Genomic DNA, 16,290 nt, shown 5'->3' with positions numbered 1-16,290 from the left:
CCCTCCTTAAAAAGGAGTATCTTACTCCATTGTATTGACCATATGATTGGCAGTCTGAGTGAGCCGTTCTAAAAAAGCAGATCTGAACGGTTCTTCCAGTTCTATTTCATCCATTGCTTGTTCCATACAGGCAAGCCATCGTTTTGCACGTGTGGGAGTAATCTCAAAAGGCATGTGTCTTGCCCTTAACATCGGATGACCGTGTTCTTCAGAATATAGAGGAGGACCTCCCAAAAACTGGGTTAGAAACTGCTTTTGTTTTCGCGCCGTTTCCGTGAAATCATCCGGGAAAATCGGAGCGAGTTCTTTATCGAGTGCTACGTTAGTATAGAACACATCGACGAGCTGTTCCAGTTTTTCGCCTCCGATGATGTCGTAGGGTACTCTTGCTTGGTGACTCATGGGTTTACTCCTTTAATATCTTTAATGTAGCCTTATTGTAGCAAGCATATAGGTATTGGGCAACAAATGTGATTGTGAGATGATGTACATATGAGGAGGAAAATGGCAAAAAAAAGAGGACGGCCGATTTTTGACGGCGTCCTGATCTTAAGCTTTGGTGTATGTACTCATTACCTTTGGTACATATGCTTTTGTTTCTTTAAATGGAGGTATGCCCCCGTATTTATCCACGTTGCCCGGACCGGCGTTATAAGCGGCAAGGGCGAGGGCGGTGTCACCGTTATAGCGCTTCAGCATGCTTTTGATGTAACGGGTTCCGGCATCGACATTCTGTTTGGGATCATAGATGTTCGTGACTCCAAGCCCTTTGGCTGTTTGGGGCATAAGCTGCATTAAGCCTCTTGCTCCGGCGTGACTTGTTGCATCAGCCCTGAAATTGGATTCGTGCTTTACGATGGCATAGATGAGCTTTGGATCAACGCCATGCTTTTTCCCCGCTTCCTCAATCAGGGGCATCCACATGGCCTCGCTGCCTGACACTGGCTTTGGAGCAGAAGGTTTATTTATTGCAGGCACCTCAGGCAGGGGAATTGAAGCTGTCTTCATAGCAGGAATTTCAGCCTTTGGAAAAGAAGAAGTAAGAACCTGTTGAAACGTCTGCTGTGTCACAGGCTTCATTGACTTTTCAAGGCGCTCTCCAAGCTGCTGAAAGACTTTCCACTGATAATGGTCGTTTTGAATGTTCAAAGGCTTCCGCTCCCCGGATTATAGTTTGTGTAACTGTTCGTAGAAACGGTGAATCTTACTGATCGTTTGTTTTTCTTTAATACCGTGCTTCTCCAAAAGAGAGAAGAACGCTTTTTTTCCGGCTGATTCTTCTGCACATTCAAACTCCAGCTCATAGTCTGTTACGTTTATATATGTGCTTTTATCCAGAACAAGAAGACCGCCGTCCACTTCCTTTTCCAGCCGGTCAGTTGAAAGACTGCCAAGATAGGCAAAAGACGTTTGTTGGACTTCGAGTGTTTTCTGAATCTGCTCAAGAACATCGCCTGAGGGGAGAATGCTTATTGTTAGGGCTGCATCAGCCTGATCTGTTGTGAGTGTCTGATGCGTTTCCAAAAGCCCGCTCTCCAGGGGCTGTTTAAGGGTTAAAACAAACCGGTCTTTCTTTTTTCTGATACGCAGGGCAGAACCGTGCTGTTTCAGCAGAAAGTCCGGCGTGTCAAAATAGTGATTGGTCTGTGAAAAAGGGGCCTCTTCAGCTGTAAAATAAGCGTTCCTGAGATTTTTGTATTCTTCTTCGGTGAGGAGATTTTTAAATTCGATTTCAATTTCCTGATTCATATTTTTCACCTTCTCATGTATCTTGCGTCTTCGTTATTATTTCACACAGCAGGATTGAATACAATGAGGCTTTTTTTTGATGAAAACAGGGTATTATTAACGTAGACAAGGGAATTATGATAAACTTATGAACGAAATGATTTATGTTTTTGGAGGTATATACAATGAATAATTCATGGACAATTTCAGAGCTTGAACGTACAGACGACAAGCTCACAGTGAGAGTAGAAACGGATTTGGACGCCAGTGCCCTCCATACGTTTCAGGCGAGCGGCCAGATGCTTGCCGACAGTGATGCGAAGACGTTTATTTACATAATCGAAGACGACAGTTCTTTTACATACATCCGCTTTCCGGCCGGGTCCTGGGAAGCACTTCAGAGCGTCAGAGATGACCTCCCCGTCGTCCTTGAACTGATGGCACAAAACAAAGAAGCGGTTCAGCTTGAGCTTACCGGCTTCTGGACCGAAATTGATTACCTTGTCGATAATATCGAAGGCAATACGAACTACGGCGACGAGATGATGAAAGCCGTGGAAAAGGCGTTTAATCGAAACGAGTCGTAATGCTAACCAACCGCGGTGGTGATTGGATTGAAAGAGTGGGACGTAATGCTTGCTCCATATAAGCAGGCAGTTGATGAATTGAAAGTAAAGTTTAAAGGCGTGCGGGAGCAATATGCCCATTCTCCCCGCCATACGCCCATTGAATTCGTAACCGGCCGAGTGAAGCCGGTTTCAAGTATTCTGCAAAAAGCCAAGCGAAAACAGATTCCTTTAAATGAACTGGAAGGGAACATGCAGGATCTTGCGGGCATACGGATTATGTGCCAATTCGTAGGGGATATCGACACCGTTGTTGAGCTGATCAAAATCCGTAATGATTTTAAAATTGTTGAGGAAATTGATTACGTGAAGCACAAAAAAGAAAGCGGGTACCGCTCGTATCACATGGTCCTTGAGTATCCGGTGCAGACCATTGACGGAGAGAAACCGGTCCTGGTGGAACTTCAGATCAGGACCCTTGCCATGAATTTCTGGGCTACCATTGAACACTCCCTCCAGTACAAATACTCTGGTCAGATTCCCCGTGACCTTGAGGAGCGTCTGCACCGGGCATCAGAAGCGGCCTTCCGACTTGATGAAGAGATGTCACAGATCCGGGGCGAAGTAAGGGAAGCACAGAAGATTATTTCATCAACGGCAGACTTTATCCATAAACCGAACTCGAAATGAAAGGATAATGGCTGATGAAATTTATGGTCACGTCAAGGGGCGACAAAACGTCAAATGCAATCGCCCAGAAAGTGAAAACGTATCTGCATGAATTTGCTCTTACCTACGATCGTGAACATCCTGATGTTGTAATCAGTGTAGGGGGAGACGGGACGCTTCTTGAGGCGTTTCATAAATATGCCCACCGCCTGGAAGACACAGCATTTGTCGGGGTGCATACGGGACACCTGGGCTTTTATGCGGATTGGCAGCCCGATGAGGTGGAAAAGCTCGTGATTCATATTGCGAAAACCCCGTTCAAGATCGTGGAATATCCTCTCCTTGAAGTGATTGTCCGCCATAACGGTGAGCGGAAATCCGAGCGTTTTTTGGCGCTGAACGAATGTTCTGTGAAAAGTACAGAGGGCTCTCTCGTGATGGATATTGAAATTAAGGGAGAGCTGTTCGAAACCTTCCGGGGCGACGGTTTGTGCCTGAGCACCCCTTCTGGAAGTACGGCTTACAACAAAGCTCTGGGCGGTGCGATCCTGCACCCGTCCTTGGCATCGATTCAGCTTGCCGAGATGGCATCGATCAATAACCGGGTGTATCGTACGATCGGGTCCCCGCTCGTTCTGCCCCAGCATCATACATGTCTGTTAAAGCCGAAAAACGATGTGGATTTTCAGGTAACCATCGATCACCTGACGCTTTTGCAGCAGGATGTGAAGTCGATTCAATGCCGGGTGGCAGAGCAGAAAGTGCGCTTTGCCCGCTTCAGGCCGTTTCCGTTCTGGAAAAGAGTCAAGGAGTCGTTTATTAATGAATAACAACCGTTTATACGTAACGTGGGAGGTCTCTTTGCATTGTGACGGAGATCTCCTTCGTACGTTTCTGCGAAAAGAAAAGAGCATGTCCAGAAAAACACTGGCTGAAGTGAAGCATGGTGGCGGTGCGCTTCTCGTTAACGGGGTTGAAAAAGGGGTACGGGAACGTTTACGTTCAGGTGATATAGTGACGGTTCTTTTTCCACCGGAAAAGGTGAGTGAAGCGCTCACCCCATTGCCGATGGAGCTGGATGTTATCGCTGAAGACGATCACATGCTTGTGGTAAACAAGCCCGCCGGACTTCCAACAGTACCTTCTTCAAATGACCCGGGACGGTCTCTTGCTCATGGCGTGATTCATTACTATCTTGAGCGGAACATTCCTTTCACGTTTCACGCCGTAACCCGCCTCGATCGGGATACGTCAGGACTCATGGTCATTGCGAAGCACCGCTACGCCCATGATCAGTTTATAAAAGCTGGGATTAAAAGAGAATATGTGGCGCTCGTGGAAGGTCATCTGGAGGAAACTGAGGGAACGATTGACGCCTCTATAGGACGGAGAGACGGAAGTATTATTGAACGTGAAGTGAGAGAAGATGGTCAGCATGGGGTTACTCACTACACCGTTGTGAAGCTTTTGGACGATGCAACACTCGTGCGGGTCAGGCTTGAAACGGGGAGGACCCACCAGATCCGGGTCCATTTTTCCTACATCGGTCATTCTTTGCTGGGAGACACCCTGTATGGCGGAAGTGACGACTTTATCCCCCGTCAGGCGCTTCATTCGGCAGCGTTGATGTTTGTTCATCCTTTTACAGGAGAAAAGCATGAATACGAGGCGGTGATGCCGGAAGATTTGACAGATGCCTGGAATAAAAGAAGACTCTCACCGTGATGGAGAGGGTCTTTTTCTATTCATTCTCCCTTAAAAGTGATTCATTCACCCCTAAAGTCAAATTATAATCATCCCTAGGGATGATTAATTCGCTCATAAGACCATTTAATTCCCCCCTCTTGAAAATGCAACCTTAAATCCAGAAATGCCATCGATCACTCCCCGATCGGACGGAATTTCTCCTCCACGTAAGGCTGCCCGGACGGTACGCTTACAAGCTCCTTTTCCGGCCATCGGAAAATCGTGAGGCGGTTGCCGAACACACACCCTGTGTCAATGTTCACCGTATGATTTAAAAACCGCGGCTCCCGGACCGGCGTGTGTCCGTAAACCACGTATGTGTCATGGGTATATTCCTTTGCCCAGTCACGGCGAACCGGGCGTCCATCCGGGTGGGTGCCCCCGGTGATGTCCCCGTATAGCACAAACGTCTTTACTTTCTTGCTTGTTTTTCCGATGAAATCCCCACGTATACCTGCATGTGCGACCACGAGCTTCCTGTTATCCAGGATCAGATAAAGAGGAGATCCTTCCACCATCCGATTAAACCCTTCAGAAATAAATGTATAGTCTTTAGTCTTAAGCTCTTCCAATTCGGCAACGGTAGTCTCCAGCCCGTGTTTTTTCTGAACATTTCTTCCTAAAAAGTAGCGGTATAATTTATCACAATGGTTTCCGGGACAATAAAGAATCCGGTCTCCCTTCCAGTTTTTAATGGCAAATCGGAGCACTCCAACCGAATCGGGCCCGCGGTCGGTAAGATCCCCAAGGAACACAAGGGTGCGTCCTTCAGGGTGGGAAACACGTTCGTCACCATCAACCTGATAGCCTGCTTTTTTAAGTAAAGCGATCATTTCATCATAACAACCGTGTACATCACCGATAATATCAAACAAGAGGGCTGCCTCCTTACATAGGTCTGCTTTTTTTTATCCTATCATGGAATGATTTCAAGTACGAATGTGAAAGTAGGAATTGACAAACGGGCACCCTTTAGCTACGATTGAAACGTTTTTTACACCACGGTACTTGTATAGTCATGCATGAACTGCCGTGGAAGTATCGTTACATAAAAAGGAGAATGAGATGGTCACTGAACCCGTTGCTCATCCAGTATTTATTTTTGCCATTGCTATGGTTATCTTTCTCATTTCGCCGCTCATTATGACCCGATTTCGGATACCTGGCATTATTGGTGTCCTTATCGCAGGTATGATCATCGGGCCGAACGGGCTCGGGATTCTTGAGCGAAATGAAACAATCGTTATATTAGGAACCGTCGGACTTTTATATATCATTTTTATTGCCGGACTTGAAATTGACTTGGACGGGTTTAAAAAGTACAGAAGAAGAAGTATTGAATTCGGACTTCTGTCCTTTTTTATCCCGTTTGTGCTTGGAACCTTGCTTGGATTGGTTTTGGGCTATTCCATATGGTCCGCTGTCCTCCTAGGCTCGCTGCTGGGGTCACACACTCTTTTGGCTTATCCCATCGCAAGCAGGATGGGGATTGCAAAAAACCGCGCAGTGACGACCACCGTTGGGGGCACGATCCTCACAGATACGCTTGCCATGCTTGTTCTCGCCATTGTGGCAGGGGCTGTGCAGGGAGAACTGACTCTCTGGTTCTGGGTCCAGCTCATTGTCAGCCTGGCCGTTTTTTCCACGGTGATTATTTTCGGTGTTCCCTACATCAGCAAACGGTTTTTCATCAAGCTGAGTGGGGGCGGGTCACTCGATTACGTGTTTGTGATGAGCATTATGTTTCTTTGTGCTTTCTTCGCAATTCTGGCAGGGGTTGAACCGATTATTGGCGCTTTCCTTGCAGGCCTTGCCCTAAACCGTCTTATCCTTGAGAACGGAGCGCTTATGAACCGGATAAAATTCGTCGGAAACGCCCTGTTTATCCCGTTTTTCCTTTTATCGGTGGGAATGCTTATGGACTTCAGGCTCCTCCTCGAGTATCCTTCGTCCATTATTCTTGCGCTGTCTATCGTGGTGTTTGTGAATCTGGGCAAATGGCTCGCTGTGTTTATTTCCGCCAAGCTGTACGGTTACAGTTCACTAGAGAGGGAAGTCATGTACGGCCTGAGTATTCCACAGGCGGCAGCTACGCTGGCTGCAACACTTGTGGGCTACGAACTGGGGCTGTTTGACGTGGCGGTTGTCAACGGTGTGATTATTATGATCCTTTTGACCTGTATCACCGGGCCGAGCCTGACCGAGCATTTCGGCCGGAAGCTTGCCTATGTGGAAGATACCGGACCTGTTAAAGAAGAGCAGGTACCTGAGCGGATTTTAATTCCGATGGCCAATCCTGAGACGATGGATAATCTTCTTGAGCTTGCCATTACGCTGAAAAATCCACTCTCAACCGAGCCTTTGTACCCGATGACGGTTGTTCAGGGCGGCAGCGAAAACAGGGAAATGAAAATCGCCCAGGCTGAAAAAATGCTCGGTCACGCAGTTGTGTACGCCTCAGCTGCCGATGTTTCTGTGACACCTCTCACAAGGGTAGGGAATAACCCTGCAAAGCGGATCTCCTATGCGGTAACGGACAACCGCATTTCAACGGTCATTGTCGGCTGGAACGGCCAAAAAAGCGGGGCCGGCAATATGTTCGGCAGCGTCATTGATGACGTGGTCGAGTACACCGACAGGCAGGTTCTCGTCTCCAAGCTGTCACATCCTCTGAATGTGACGAGGAGGGTAGTTGCAGTCGTTCCGAAAGGCTTCGATCATATGAGCGGTGCCGATGAAGCATTCCGCACGGTTAAAATGCTGGCGAGCCGGATCGGTGCAGCGCTCTTTGTTATTGTTGTTGGTGATCAAAAGGAAAAATACAGAGACCTTTTTGCCGGCATCAAGCCTGCAATCACTACACAAGTGGAGCAGATCCACGAATGGATTGACTTAAAAGAGCATTATTATGACACGTTTAAAGAAACGGATCTTCTTGTAATCCTGAGTGCCCGCAGGGGGACCGTAAGCTGGCACCACCGTCTTGAGCGTCTGCCGGTTTATATTCAAAAAACAAAGATCGTAAGCTTTATCGTGCTGTTTACGAAAGAAGCTGCCGTCGATGACCGTGGTACAAAAGGGACCGTCATCAGCAGGGATTTTACGAATAGATAAAAAAGGAGGCGGTCTGCCTTCTTTTTTTATGGAATGATTTTTCCTGTTAAACGCACCCTATGTAAAAAAGGAGGCTGTCTGCCGTGAATATGGAAGAACCAATGGTACAATGTCCGAATTGCCGCAACCACTACCCGATCCAAAGCGTCCTCACCGCTCAGTCAAATCAAAATGTTATTTTTGAGTGCCCGGACTGTGACTACGAAAAGAGAAACATCCAGACGAGCAAAGGGTAATGGAGTAAAATGTGTGATTATAGGAGTCAGCTTTTCTTCAGCCAATTTAATGGTGTAGGTAAACGATTCAGCTTCTCTTCAATTGATTTAGTCCAGGAACAAGAAATTTACCTGTACGAATGTTTTATTTCATCGATCAGCCTGTATTATTCAGTGAATTCTGCTATAATGGACAAAGATTAGTACCAACTAATAATACTAGCTATATAATTTGATGAGGAGGCTCTACGATGAATCTTGATTTATCAAACCGCACATATGTTGTGATGGGAGTAGCAAATAAACGGAGCATCGCCTGGGGAATTGCCCAGTCACTTGCCAATGCAGGTGCAAGACTGATCTTTACATATGCAGGAGAACGCCTTGAGCGAAACGTACGACAGCTCGCTGAAACATTGGAGCGTGATGATTTTGTCATCCTTCCATGTGACGTTACCAACGACGAAGAAGTGGAAAAAACGTTCCAGGATATCGAAAAAGAAGTCGGAACCATCCACGGGATCGCTCACTGTATCGCTTTTGCCAAACGTGAAGAGCTCGAAGGAGAGTACCTGAACACCACACGTGAAGGCTTTCTTTTAGCCCAGAATATCAGTGCGTACTCACTCACTGCTGTAGCCAAGGCAGCACGCCCGCTCATGAAAGAGGGAGGAAGCATTGTGACACTCACGTACCTCGGTGGTGAACGTGTGGTGAAAAACTACAACGTGATGGGGGTAGCAAAGGCTTCTCTTGACGCAAGCGTGAAGTACCTTGCCAACGACCTCGGGAAAGAAAACATCCGTGTAAACGCTATTTCAGCAGGCCCGATCCGTACTCTTGCTGCAAAAGGCATTGGCGGATTTAATGAAGTCCTTAAGGAAATTGAAGAAAAAGCACCGCTTAAACGTACAGTTACCCAGGAAGAAGTAGGCGATACAGCTCTTTTCCTAATGAGTGACATGTCCCGCGCTATCACAGGGGAAATGCTCCATGTGGACGGGGGATACAGTACAATTGGCTTAATGTAATCGCCCGAAATTAGTGAAGCCGTCCAGACCAATTCCATCCCTCGGGCATATGCTTATACAGAGAGGGATCTCAAACGAGTAAGGTGTCTGGAGGTGAATGGAATGGGTTACGGCGGCGGTAGCGGTTTCACACTACTAGTTGTTCTATTCATTTTGCTGGTAATCGTAGGTTCAGCTTACGTTTGCTAATAAAGGAAACGAGTGTCTCCACCGAGATGCTCTTTTTTTTGCTCTGATGAAGATGCTCACAAAATCACAGAGGGTCAGACCCCGGGAAATCATTTCCCGGGGTCTGACCCTCTGTGAGGTTTTTCACCTGTTTTTTAAGTAGTGTTCGATGAGACGGTAATATTCTTCTTCTTTCCCAAGGTCAAACCGGGTGCCTTTGACTTCCAGTGCCTCGCACGGACTGGTCTTTAGCATACTCCGGATCCCGTCGGTGAGCTGGATTTCCCCGCCTGCCCCGGGAAGAACAGAATGAAGGCAGGAAAAGAGCTCAGGTGTGAACACGTACCGCCCGCAAACTGCGAGATCGGAGGGAGGATCAACCTTTGGCTTCTCCACGATATCTGTTATATCAGACGCTTCCCCGCTCTGTGCCTGACCAGGTTTAATCACACCGTACTGATGCAGATCAGCCTTCTCCATCTTCTGAACAGCAACGGTTGATTTCCCAGTTTTATAAAAACGCTCAACGAGCTGCTCCAGAGCCCCTACGCCACCACCGGTTACAAAAAAATCATCCGGCAGCAATACGGCAAACGGTTCCCCGTGGGCAAAACGCTCCCCTAATAAAACCGCATCCCCGAGTCCCCTGGCAAACGGCTGACGTATATATTGTATATGAACTTTAGGCAGGGTCGTTTTTTCAAGCAGGTACTCCTTGTTATTAATCGCAAGAAATGCCTCCAACTCCAACGACCGGTCAAAATAATCCAAAATCACGTTCTTATTTCTCGAAACAATAATCAGTACCTCTTCTATACCTGCTGCAACCGCTTCCTCGACAATGTAGTGAATCGCTGGCTTTCCTGCAATCGGAAACATCTCTTTCGGCAACACTTTCGTAATGGGGAGGCTCCTCGTCCCGTATCCTGCTGCAGGAATGATCGCTTTACGAACGTTCATCATCATTCCCCCTTACTATGGTGTATTCAAAAACCAGCCCCGTGACGGTTGTACCCTGTGAAAACGGGCACCCACAATCATAGGTATCCGCACATTTTCCCAAACCTCCGCACGAACCACAGAACCGTCAGTAGGATATACCAGCAGAGATGTTTGGGAAACAAAGGGACAGGGAGGAACAAGCGTGAAAATCGCAGTTATAGGAGCAGGATATGTAGGGCTCACAACCTCGTGTGTACTGGCAGACAAAGGCAGCACCGTCACATGCATCGACAATGACCAAAGTAAACTTGAAAAACTGGCAAAAGGGCAGGTCCCTTTTTTCGAACCAGGCCTTCAGGAGGTACTGGACCGTACACTGGCAAACAACAAACTGACGTTTACAGACCAGACTGTATCAGCAGTAAAAGAAGCAGATGTGGTCTTTATCGCTGTAGGAACACCTCCTAAAGCAACCGGAGAGCCCGACCTCACCTATTTAAAAACAGCAATAGACGATCTCGCCTCCGGCATTACAAGCTACAAAACCATCGTAACAAAAAGCACCGTGCCCCTTGGAACAAACGAATGGATCCATGAAACGCTGCTTGAAAATGCAGACCCGGCTCTTTTTGACGTTGTTTCCAATCCGGAATTTTTAAAAGAAGGAACCGCCCTTTACGATACAGTTAACCCCGACCGGGTAGTCATAGGAGCAAAATCAGCAAGGGGAGCGTCTGTCGTAAAGGAACTGTTTGCATTCACCAACGCTCCCGTATATGAAACAACCCTCACAGGGGCGGAAATGATCAAGTACGCATCCAATGTGTTTTTAGCTGTCAAAATCTCATTTATTAATGAAATCGCCTCAATTTGTGACGCTTTTCATGTAAATGTAAAGGAAGTGGCTGAAGGGATCGGCGCAGATCCGAGAATTGGTCCTGCGTTTCTGCGTTCCGGACTAGGCTACGGGGGATCATGCCTGCCCAAGGATTTGAGTGCCCTCCTTTATTCTGCAGCCGGGAAACAGGTGGACGCACACCTTCTTCCTTCTGCAGCAAAGGTAAACGACCAGCAGGTAAACAGATATACCGCCAAGCTGGAAGAAGATCTCGGGATTCTTAAGCAGAAACGCATCGCAGTCTGGGGCTTAAGCTTTAAGCCCGATACCGATGACACAAGGCATTCGCCGGCCATTCTGCTCATCCTCTCCCTTATTGAAAAAGGTGCCGAAGTCCTTGCTTTCGACCCTTTGGTAAAAGAAGTGGAAGGCATCGTTTCCCAGCATGACCTCTATGAATCTGTGAAAGAAGCGGATGCCCTTATCCTTGCTACGGAATGGGCAGTCTTCAACTCAGTGGATTGGAACCGGGTCCGTTCATTAATGAAAGGAAACATTGTCCTTGATGCCCGAAATGTTCTTAATCACAGAACTGTAACAGAAGCCGGTTTAACATACCGGGCAATCGGCTCTGGACGGGTGTGAGGACAGTGAAGGTTGCCCTCATCTGTACCGAAAGTCTTCCCGCTCCCGCTGTAAAAGGCGGAGCCATTCAAATGTTTATCGATGGGATTACGCCATTTCTAAAGGAAAAATACCAGCTTACGATTTATTCAATCAGTGATCCGAATCTTAAAGACTACAGCGCTGAAAACGGGACAGAATACATTCATTTTCCGAAAGAGAGTTACGAAACAAATGTGGCAGACCATTTAAAGAGGCGGAGGTATGACGTGATTCATGTGTTTAACCGCCCGGCCAACCTTCACCTCTATTACAATTCCTCCCCCTGGAGCAGATTTGTCCTCGGTCTCCACAATGATATGATGGCAGTTGAAAAAATCAGTGATGAAGAAGGGGCTGAAGTTGTCCGCCTCGTAAGCCGGGTTGTGACCATCAGCTATTTTATTAAACAGCGTGTCATAGAACGCTTTCCGGAAGCAGCGGGAAAAACCACCGTTGTATACTCCGGAGTTGATCTGTCCAAATTTCCTCTCAGGAAGTCGGAAACAGGGATAGAGATTCGGTCGGAATACCGGAGACGCTATGAAGTGGAAAATAAAAAGGTAATCCTGTTTGTGGGGAGGCTTTCCAGGAACAAAGGTGCCCATCTCCTCGTGGATGCCATGAAAACCCTAGTAAAAAAACACCCGAATCTTGTTTTAATGATCGTAGGAGGCAAATGGTTTTCCGATGATGGCATGAACCGTTATACGAGAGATTTATACAGGCAGGCCCGGAGTTTAAGGAACCACGTGATATTTACCCGGTTTGTTCCGTCTGATGTGATCGGCAACATGTTCCTCATGGGCGATATTTTTGTATGCCCTTCCCAGTGGGAGGAACCACTTGCCAGGGTTCATTATGAAGCGATGGCTGCAGGAATACCCATAGTAACAACAAACCGCGGGGGAAACGGGGAAGTCATCCTTCACGGGCAGAACGGCTACTTGATTGATGATTACACAAAGCCCGAAGCGTTTATAGAAGGGATTGAATATTACCTGCAGGCACCCTCTCTTACGTCCTACATCACAGAAAACGGCAGGCGCTTTGTAGAAGCAAACTTTCAGTTTAAAAACGCAGCGAGACGGGTGACAGATGTCTACGACAGCCTCAACCGAACGTGAGAGTCTGCTATAATAAAAAAAGAGTCGGGGGTCTGGCCCTGTGTGGAAAAATTCACACAGGGCCAGACCCCAAAACAAGACCCCAAAACAAACAAAAAAGGAGAGAGGCGTATGAGTTATCCAGATTCAAAAGAGACCGTTGAGCTCATTAAGAAGCTTGTAATGATTCCCAGTCCATCGGGGAATACGGATAAGGTGATTACATATGTGGAAGAGTTTTTGACGGGGATGGAAGTTGAGACGACCCGGAATCGTAAGGGAGGACTTATCGCCACACTGCCCGGCAAAGATGAGGACAGGCACCGTATGCTAACAGCTCATGTAGATACTCTCGGGGCAATGGTAAAGGAGATCAAACCGAGCGGCCGCCTGAAGCTGGATTTGATCGGCGGATATAAATACAATGCCATCGAAGGAGAGTACTGTGAAATTGAAACAGCGGAAGGCAGCGCGTTTACGGGCACCATTCTGATGCACCAGACTTCTGTTCATGTCTATAAAGATGCAGGAAAAGCCGATAGAAACCAGGATAATATGGAGGTCCGGATTGATGAAAAAGTCCGGTCGGAAAAAGACGTCAGAGCGCTCGGTATTCAAGTAGGGGACTTTGTGAGTCTCAATCCAAGGGTCGAGGTACTGCCGAACGGTTTTATTAAGTCACGTCATCTTGATGATAAAGCAAGCGTTGGCATTCTTCTGCAGCTTATCAAGCAGGTGAAAGAAGAGAAGATTGAGGTTCCGTATACGACTCACTTTCTTATTTCAAACAACGAAGAAATCGGGTACGGCGGAAACTCCAATATTACACCTGAAACAGTTGAATACCTTGCTGTGGACATGGGGGCAATGGGGGATGGCCAGCAGACGGATGAATACACCGCTTCTATATGTGTAAAAGATGCAAGCGGTCCATATCACCTCGGCCTTCGTAAAAACCTCACTGAGCTGGCAGAAAAGAACGGGATCGGCTACAAGCTCGATATTTATCCGTATTACGGATCCGACGCCTCTGCTGCGATCCGTGCGGGACACGACATCGTCCATGGTCTTGTAGGACCGGGAATCGATTCGTCCCACGCTTACGAACGAACGCATATCACGTCCATTGAAGAAACTACAAAATTGCTCTATCACTATTTGCAGTCGGAATTAGTATTATAAAGGGATCTTCCGATCTAGTTGTATGATCTTTGTAATTCAACGATACATTCCGCTGCAGTCGGACGCTTTCCGAGGGGATCACTTCAGCCTCCTCGGGAAAGACCGCCTGCGGGGTCTTCAGTTGATGCTAATCCCACAGGAGTCGCCGCCTTTCGCTCCATTTTATTTGTTGAAAAACAAAACCTATGCTAAATCAGGCGTTCATGAGGATTATATTCTCACTGTGTTGCGGTATTTTGCATCTGGTGTGTATCGATATCTTCTGATTTTGAGAGCGCATCGTGCGAGTGGATGTTTGACATTCCGGCGGAAGAATCGTGTTAAAAAAGACGTGAAAGTACGATGCAAGGATTCCAAACAGGCCTTACAAGTTTGACAGAAGGGTACTTTGAAAAAAATGGGGGAGGGAGTTTAACCTCTCATCGATCCTCTAAGCTTCATTCAATGGATACGCTCCCTATTCGCGGATTCGCGCGATTCTCCCCGAGATGTGGCGGCTCACCTGTCTCTCACTTCCGAAGGATTGATTTTAACAATTAAAGAAACAGCGAAATAAAAACCGCCCGGAATATAACCTTCCGGGCGGTTTCGTTTCTTTACCGGTCCAGCGACTCGTTTCTGTAATTCTGGATTGCTATGGTATCTTCTTCAGTATCAATATACTGAACAAGCAGTTCATCCCCCGGCTCGATAAACAAAGCCAGCTGCGAACGGTTTACAGGGACAGTAAACACCTGTTCTTTTCCTTCAAACAAAATCATCACAATCGTTCCGTCCTCATCTGTGGACTGGGTTACACGCTCGACGGTAAGGTTTTCTTCCACCTCATTGGCCATATCAGTAGGAATGTCAATGTCCTCATCAAGACCTGTAGCAAGGAAGTTCTGGTATTCGTTAAACACTTCCCGGCGGGAATCGGCATAGACCACACGTCCGGAATCAGCGTGGACGAGGGCGATCTTCTGGAAGCCGTTGTTTCGGTCAACTACCGGAACAACCCATGTGTACTGTCCGTAAACAGAGTAAAGAACCGGCTGGGTTCCGATCCACTGTTCACGTTCAAATGCACGGTCCACACGATCGCGGGCTGCGTTACCGTTTAAGATCCCCCGTGCTTCCTGACCTCCGTAATAGGTCATTTCACCGGTTCTGGCATTGATCATAGAGAAACCGACCATCGTGTTTCCTGAGCCCCGGGGTCTTTCGTGATCGACAAACCAGTACATATCTTTATCAGCATTAAATACCCCGATCATTTCATTTCGGCGGGGCTCGTGAACGCCGTCCCGTCCGATGAAACGATTAATAAATCCTCCGCCGTACTGACCAAACCAGGTAGCATAGTTAAGGGCCGTCATTTCAGCTACCCCCTGGTCGATAAACTCCGGCATATCATCAAGGTCGTACCTTTCCATTTCTCCGGATACAGCATCAAGAACGACAACGCCATCCGCTTTATTGCCGTGTCTGAAAAACTCATAATAGCCATAGGAAAATACATAGTACGGATGACCGTTCTCATCGGGCTCAAACGATTCACTTACGATGATTATGTCTTCATACTCACTTCGGACCATTCGCTTAGCATTTTCACCGAAGTAGGCGCTAGGTACATAGGACATTTCATACGTGTCAACAAGCTCGGCCTGGTCGTTCGGATTTTCCGCTGACACTTTAATGTAGCCTGGGACATGGTCAGTCGTAAACCAGCGGAACAAGCCGTCAAATTCAATCGGACTGACCCAGTAGAGTTCGTCATCAATTTTTTGAATGCTCGATTCCCCGAGGTGATAGCGGGCGGAATTGTCCAATTCACCAAACACGATTTCCGAGCGGTAACGGGCATTTCCATAAGGAACAACACGGATGTTCTCTTCACTTGCGCTTTCCATGACGTCCATTTCTACAGTGGCCTCTGGAAGGCTGTGCCGGTCCTGTGCAGTCTGTGCGGGATACACAATCCACATGTAAGCCATCCCGGCAGCAAGAAGGCATCCGACCATAAATGCACCGCGGTTGGATAACGTTGTTTTCTTCTCATAGTAATAGGACAGGGAAGCTGAGGATAAGAGATTCAGAATAATAATAATGGCAAAACTGCTGAGGATTCCGTGCCACGTCACATCAATCAGGCCAACGTAAAAAATAAAAAAGCTTACGATTACCCCGATCATGTAGCGTGAAACATTTTCATAAAGAAATAAACGTGAACCTTTCTTCGTTTTAAAGGATGTTACCCATAAACTTGGAATGGGATTTAGAAAAAGAAGTGCGGTAAGTAAGCTGTAAATAAACATCTTGTATGAACTCCCCCAAAATTTT

17 protein-coding genes are annotated in these 16,290 nt (G+C 47.2%); 11 read left to right on the top strand and 6 right to left on the bottom strand.

Annotated elements, in window-relative coordinates; all coding sequences use genetic code 11:
• Window positions 1-21 precede the first annotated feature (21 nt).
• The 3 genes from EBO34_RS08135 to EBO34_RS08125 all read right to left on the bottom strand — a co-directional run bounded on the left by EBO34_RS08135 (window position 22) and on the right by EBO34_RS08125 (window position 1,749).
• Window positions 22-402: a globin domain-containing protein gene (locus tag EBO34_RS08135; protein ID WP_122897400.1), complete on the bottom strand. Its 381-nt coding sequence runs from the start codon at window positions 400-402 to the stop codon at window positions 22-24.
• A gap of 147 nt (window positions 403-549) precedes the next feature.
• Window positions 550-1,149, bottom strand: coding sequence for a lytic transglycosylase domain-containing protein (locus tag EBO34_RS08130; protein WP_249414029.1), 600 nt, complete (start codon window positions 1,147-1,149; stop codon window positions 550-552).
• Window positions 1,150-1,167: 18 nt separating this feature from the next.
• Window positions 1,168-1,749, bottom strand: coding sequence for a CYTH domain-containing protein (locus EBO34_RS08125; protein ID WP_122897399.1), 582 nt, complete (start codon window positions 1,747-1,749; stop codon window positions 1,168-1,170).
• Between the two features lie 164 nt (window positions 1,750-1,913).
• Between EBO34_RS08125 and EBO34_RS08120 the strand changes: the two genes are divergently transcribed.
• The 4 genes from EBO34_RS08120 to EBO34_RS08105 are packed head-to-tail and all read left to right on the top strand — an operon-like array spanning window position 1,914 to window position 4,688.
• Complete coding sequence (locus tag EBO34_RS08120) at window positions 1,914-2,315, top strand: UPF0738 family protein (protein WP_122897398.1); 402 nt, start codon at window positions 1,914-1,916, stop codon at window positions 2,313-2,315.
• Between the two features lie 27 nt (window positions 2,316-2,342).
• Window positions 2,343-2,984: a GTP diphosphokinase gene (gene yjbM / locus EBO34_RS08115; protein WP_122897397.1), complete on the top strand. Its 642-nt coding sequence runs from the start codon at window positions 2,343-2,345 to the stop codon at window positions 2,982-2,984.
• 14 nt (window positions 2,985-2,998) lie between these two features.
• Window positions 2,999-3,793, top strand: a complete 795-nt coding sequence (locus EBO34_RS08110) for an NAD kinase (protein WP_122897396.1) — start codon at window positions 2,999-3,001, stop codon at window positions 3,791-3,793.
• The gene (locus EBO34_RS08105; protein ID WP_122897395.1) at window positions 3,786-4,688 is read left to right on the top strand and encodes an RluA family pseudouridine synthase; all 903 of its coding nucleotides are present in this window, start codon (window positions 3,786-3,788) and stop codon (window positions 4,686-4,688) included. Before EBO34_RS08110 ends, EBO34_RS08105 begins: the two co-directional genes overlap by 8 nt.
• 155 nt (window positions 4,689-4,843) lie before the next feature.
• Here the strand turns inward: EBO34_RS08105 and prpE are convergent, their stop codons facing one another.
• Window positions 4,844-5,584: a bis(5'-nucleosyl)-tetraphosphatase PrpE gene (prpE, locus tag EBO34_RS08100; RefSeq protein ID WP_122897394.1), complete on the bottom strand. Its 741-nt coding sequence runs from the start codon at window positions 5,582-5,584 to the stop codon at window positions 4,844-4,846.
• A gap of 190 nt (window positions 5,585-5,774) precedes the next feature.
• Between prpE and EBO34_RS08095 the strand changes: the two genes are divergently transcribed.
• From EBO34_RS08095 to EBO34_RS08085, 4 genes are all read left to right on the top strand, one after another.
• Window positions 5,775-7,823: a cation:proton antiporter gene (locus tag EBO34_RS08095; protein WP_122897393.1), complete on the top strand. Its 2,049-nt coding sequence runs from the start codon at window positions 5,775-5,777 to the stop codon at window positions 7,821-7,823.
• A gap of 83 nt (window positions 7,824-7,906) precedes the next feature.
• Window positions 7,907-8,059 carry a hypothetical protein gene (locus tag EBO34_RS20630; protein ID WP_183163844.1) on the top strand — a complete coding sequence of 51 codons (153 nt, stop codon included), beginning with the start codon at window positions 7,907-7,909 and terminating at the stop codon, window positions 8,057-8,059.
• Between the two features lie 230 nt (window positions 8,060-8,289).
• Complete coding sequence (gene fabI, locus EBO34_RS08090; RefSeq protein ID WP_122897392.1) at window positions 8,290-9,069, top strand: enoyl-ACP reductase FabI; 780 nt, start codon at window positions 8,290-8,292, stop codon at window positions 9,067-9,069.
• A 102-nt stretch (window positions 9,070-9,171) separates the two neighbouring features.
• Window positions 9,172-9,258 (top strand): YjcZ family sporulation protein, encoded by an 87-nt coding sequence (locus EBO34_RS08085; RefSeq protein ID WP_122897391.1) that lies wholly within the window; start codon window positions 9,172-9,174, stop codon window positions 9,256-9,258.
• A 123-nt stretch (window positions 9,259-9,381) separates the two neighbouring features.
• Here EBO34_RS08085 and EBO34_RS08080 read toward each other — a convergent pair whose 3' ends face one another.
• Window positions 9,382-10,197 carry a UTP--glucose-1-phosphate uridylyltransferase gene (locus tag EBO34_RS08080; protein WP_122897390.1) on the bottom strand — a complete coding sequence of 272 codons (816 nt, stop codon included), beginning with the start codon at window positions 10,195-10,197 and terminating at the stop codon, window positions 9,382-9,384.
• Window positions 10,198-10,381: 184 nt separating this feature from the next.
• Here EBO34_RS08080 and EBO34_RS08075 point away from each other — a divergent pair, with 184 nt between their 5' ends.
• From EBO34_RS08075 to EBO34_RS08065, 3 genes are all read left to right on the top strand, one after another.
• Window positions 10,382-11,662 (top strand): UDP-glucose dehydrogenase family protein, encoded by a 1,281-nt coding sequence (locus tag EBO34_RS08075; protein WP_122897389.1) that lies wholly within the window; start codon window positions 10,382-10,384, stop codon window positions 11,660-11,662.
• A 5-nt stretch (window positions 11,663-11,667) separates the two neighbouring features.
• Window positions 11,668-12,807, top strand: coding sequence for a glycosyltransferase family 4 protein (locus EBO34_RS08070; protein ID WP_122897388.1), 1,140 nt, complete (start codon window positions 11,668-11,670; stop codon window positions 12,805-12,807).
• Window positions 12,808-12,918: 111 nt separating this feature from the next.
• A complete protein-coding gene (locus EBO34_RS08065) occupies window positions 12,919-13,968 on the top strand; it encodes a M42 family metallopeptidase (RefSeq protein WP_122897387.1) in 1,050 nt (349 codons plus the stop codon).
• Between the two features lie 596 nt (window positions 13,969-14,564).
• On the opposite strand, the gene EBO34_RS08060 is transcribed toward EBO34_RS08065, so the two are convergent.
• Entirely contained in the window at window positions 14,565-16,265 is a 1,701-nt protein-coding gene (locus tag EBO34_RS08060; RefSeq protein WP_122897386.1) for a hypothetical protein, read from the bottom strand.
• Window positions 16,266-16,290 lie beyond the last annotated feature (25 nt).

The organism is Alteribacter keqinensis (assembly GCF_003710255.1).
Taxonomy (GTDB): domain Bacteria; phylum Bacillota; class Bacilli; order Bacillales; family Salisediminibacteriaceae; genus Alteribacter; species Alteribacter keqinensis.
The sequence above is the reverse complement of the archived record's forward strand: the minus strand, read 5'-3'. Positions and strand labels throughout refer to the sequence as shown.

Excerpts from the sequence above, each read along its gene's own strand:
- EBO34_RS08080 (WP_122897390.1), bottom strand. The coding sequence starts at position 10,197 with ATGAACGTTCGTAAAGCGATCATTCCTGCAGCAGGATACGGGACGAGG.
- fabI (WP_122897392.1), top strand. The coding sequence starts at position 8,290 with ATGAATCTTGATTTATCAAACCGCACATATGTTGTGATGGGAGTAGCA.
- EBO34_RS08085 (WP_122897391.1), top strand. The coding sequence starts at position 9,172 with ATGGGTTACGGCGGCGGTAGCGGTTTCACACTACTAGTTGTTCTATTC.
- EBO34_RS08135 (WP_122897400.1), bottom strand. The coding sequence starts at position 402 with ATGAGTCACCAAGCAAGAGTACCCTACGACATCATCGGAGGCGAAAAA.
- EBO34_RS08095 (WP_122897393.1), top strand. The coding sequence starts at position 5,775 with ATGGTCACTGAACCCGTTGCTCATCCAGTATTTATTTTTGCCATTGCT.
- EBO34_RS08105 (WP_122897395.1), top strand. The coding sequence starts at position 3,786 with ATGAATAACAACCGTTTATACGTAACGTGGGAGGTCTCTTTGCATTGT.
- EBO34_RS08110 (WP_122897396.1), top strand. The coding sequence starts at position 2,999 with ATGAAATTTATGGTCACGTCAAGGGGCGACAAAACGTCAAATGCAATC.
- EBO34_RS08120 (WP_122897398.1), top strand. The coding sequence starts at position 1,914 with ATGAATAATTCATGGACAATTTCAGAGCTTGAACGTACAGACGACAAG.
- EBO34_RS08060 (WP_122897386.1), bottom strand. The coding sequence starts at position 16,265 with ATGTTTATTTACAGCTTACTTACCGCACTTCTTTTTCTAAATCCCATT.
- EBO34_RS08125 (WP_122897399.1), bottom strand. The coding sequence starts at position 1,749 with ATGAATCAGGAAATTGAAATCGAATTTAAAAATCTCCTCACCGAAGAA.
- EBO34_RS08065 (WP_122897387.1), top strand. The coding sequence starts at position 12,919 with ATGAGTTATCCAGATTCAAAAGAGACCGTTGAGCTCATTAAGAAGCTT.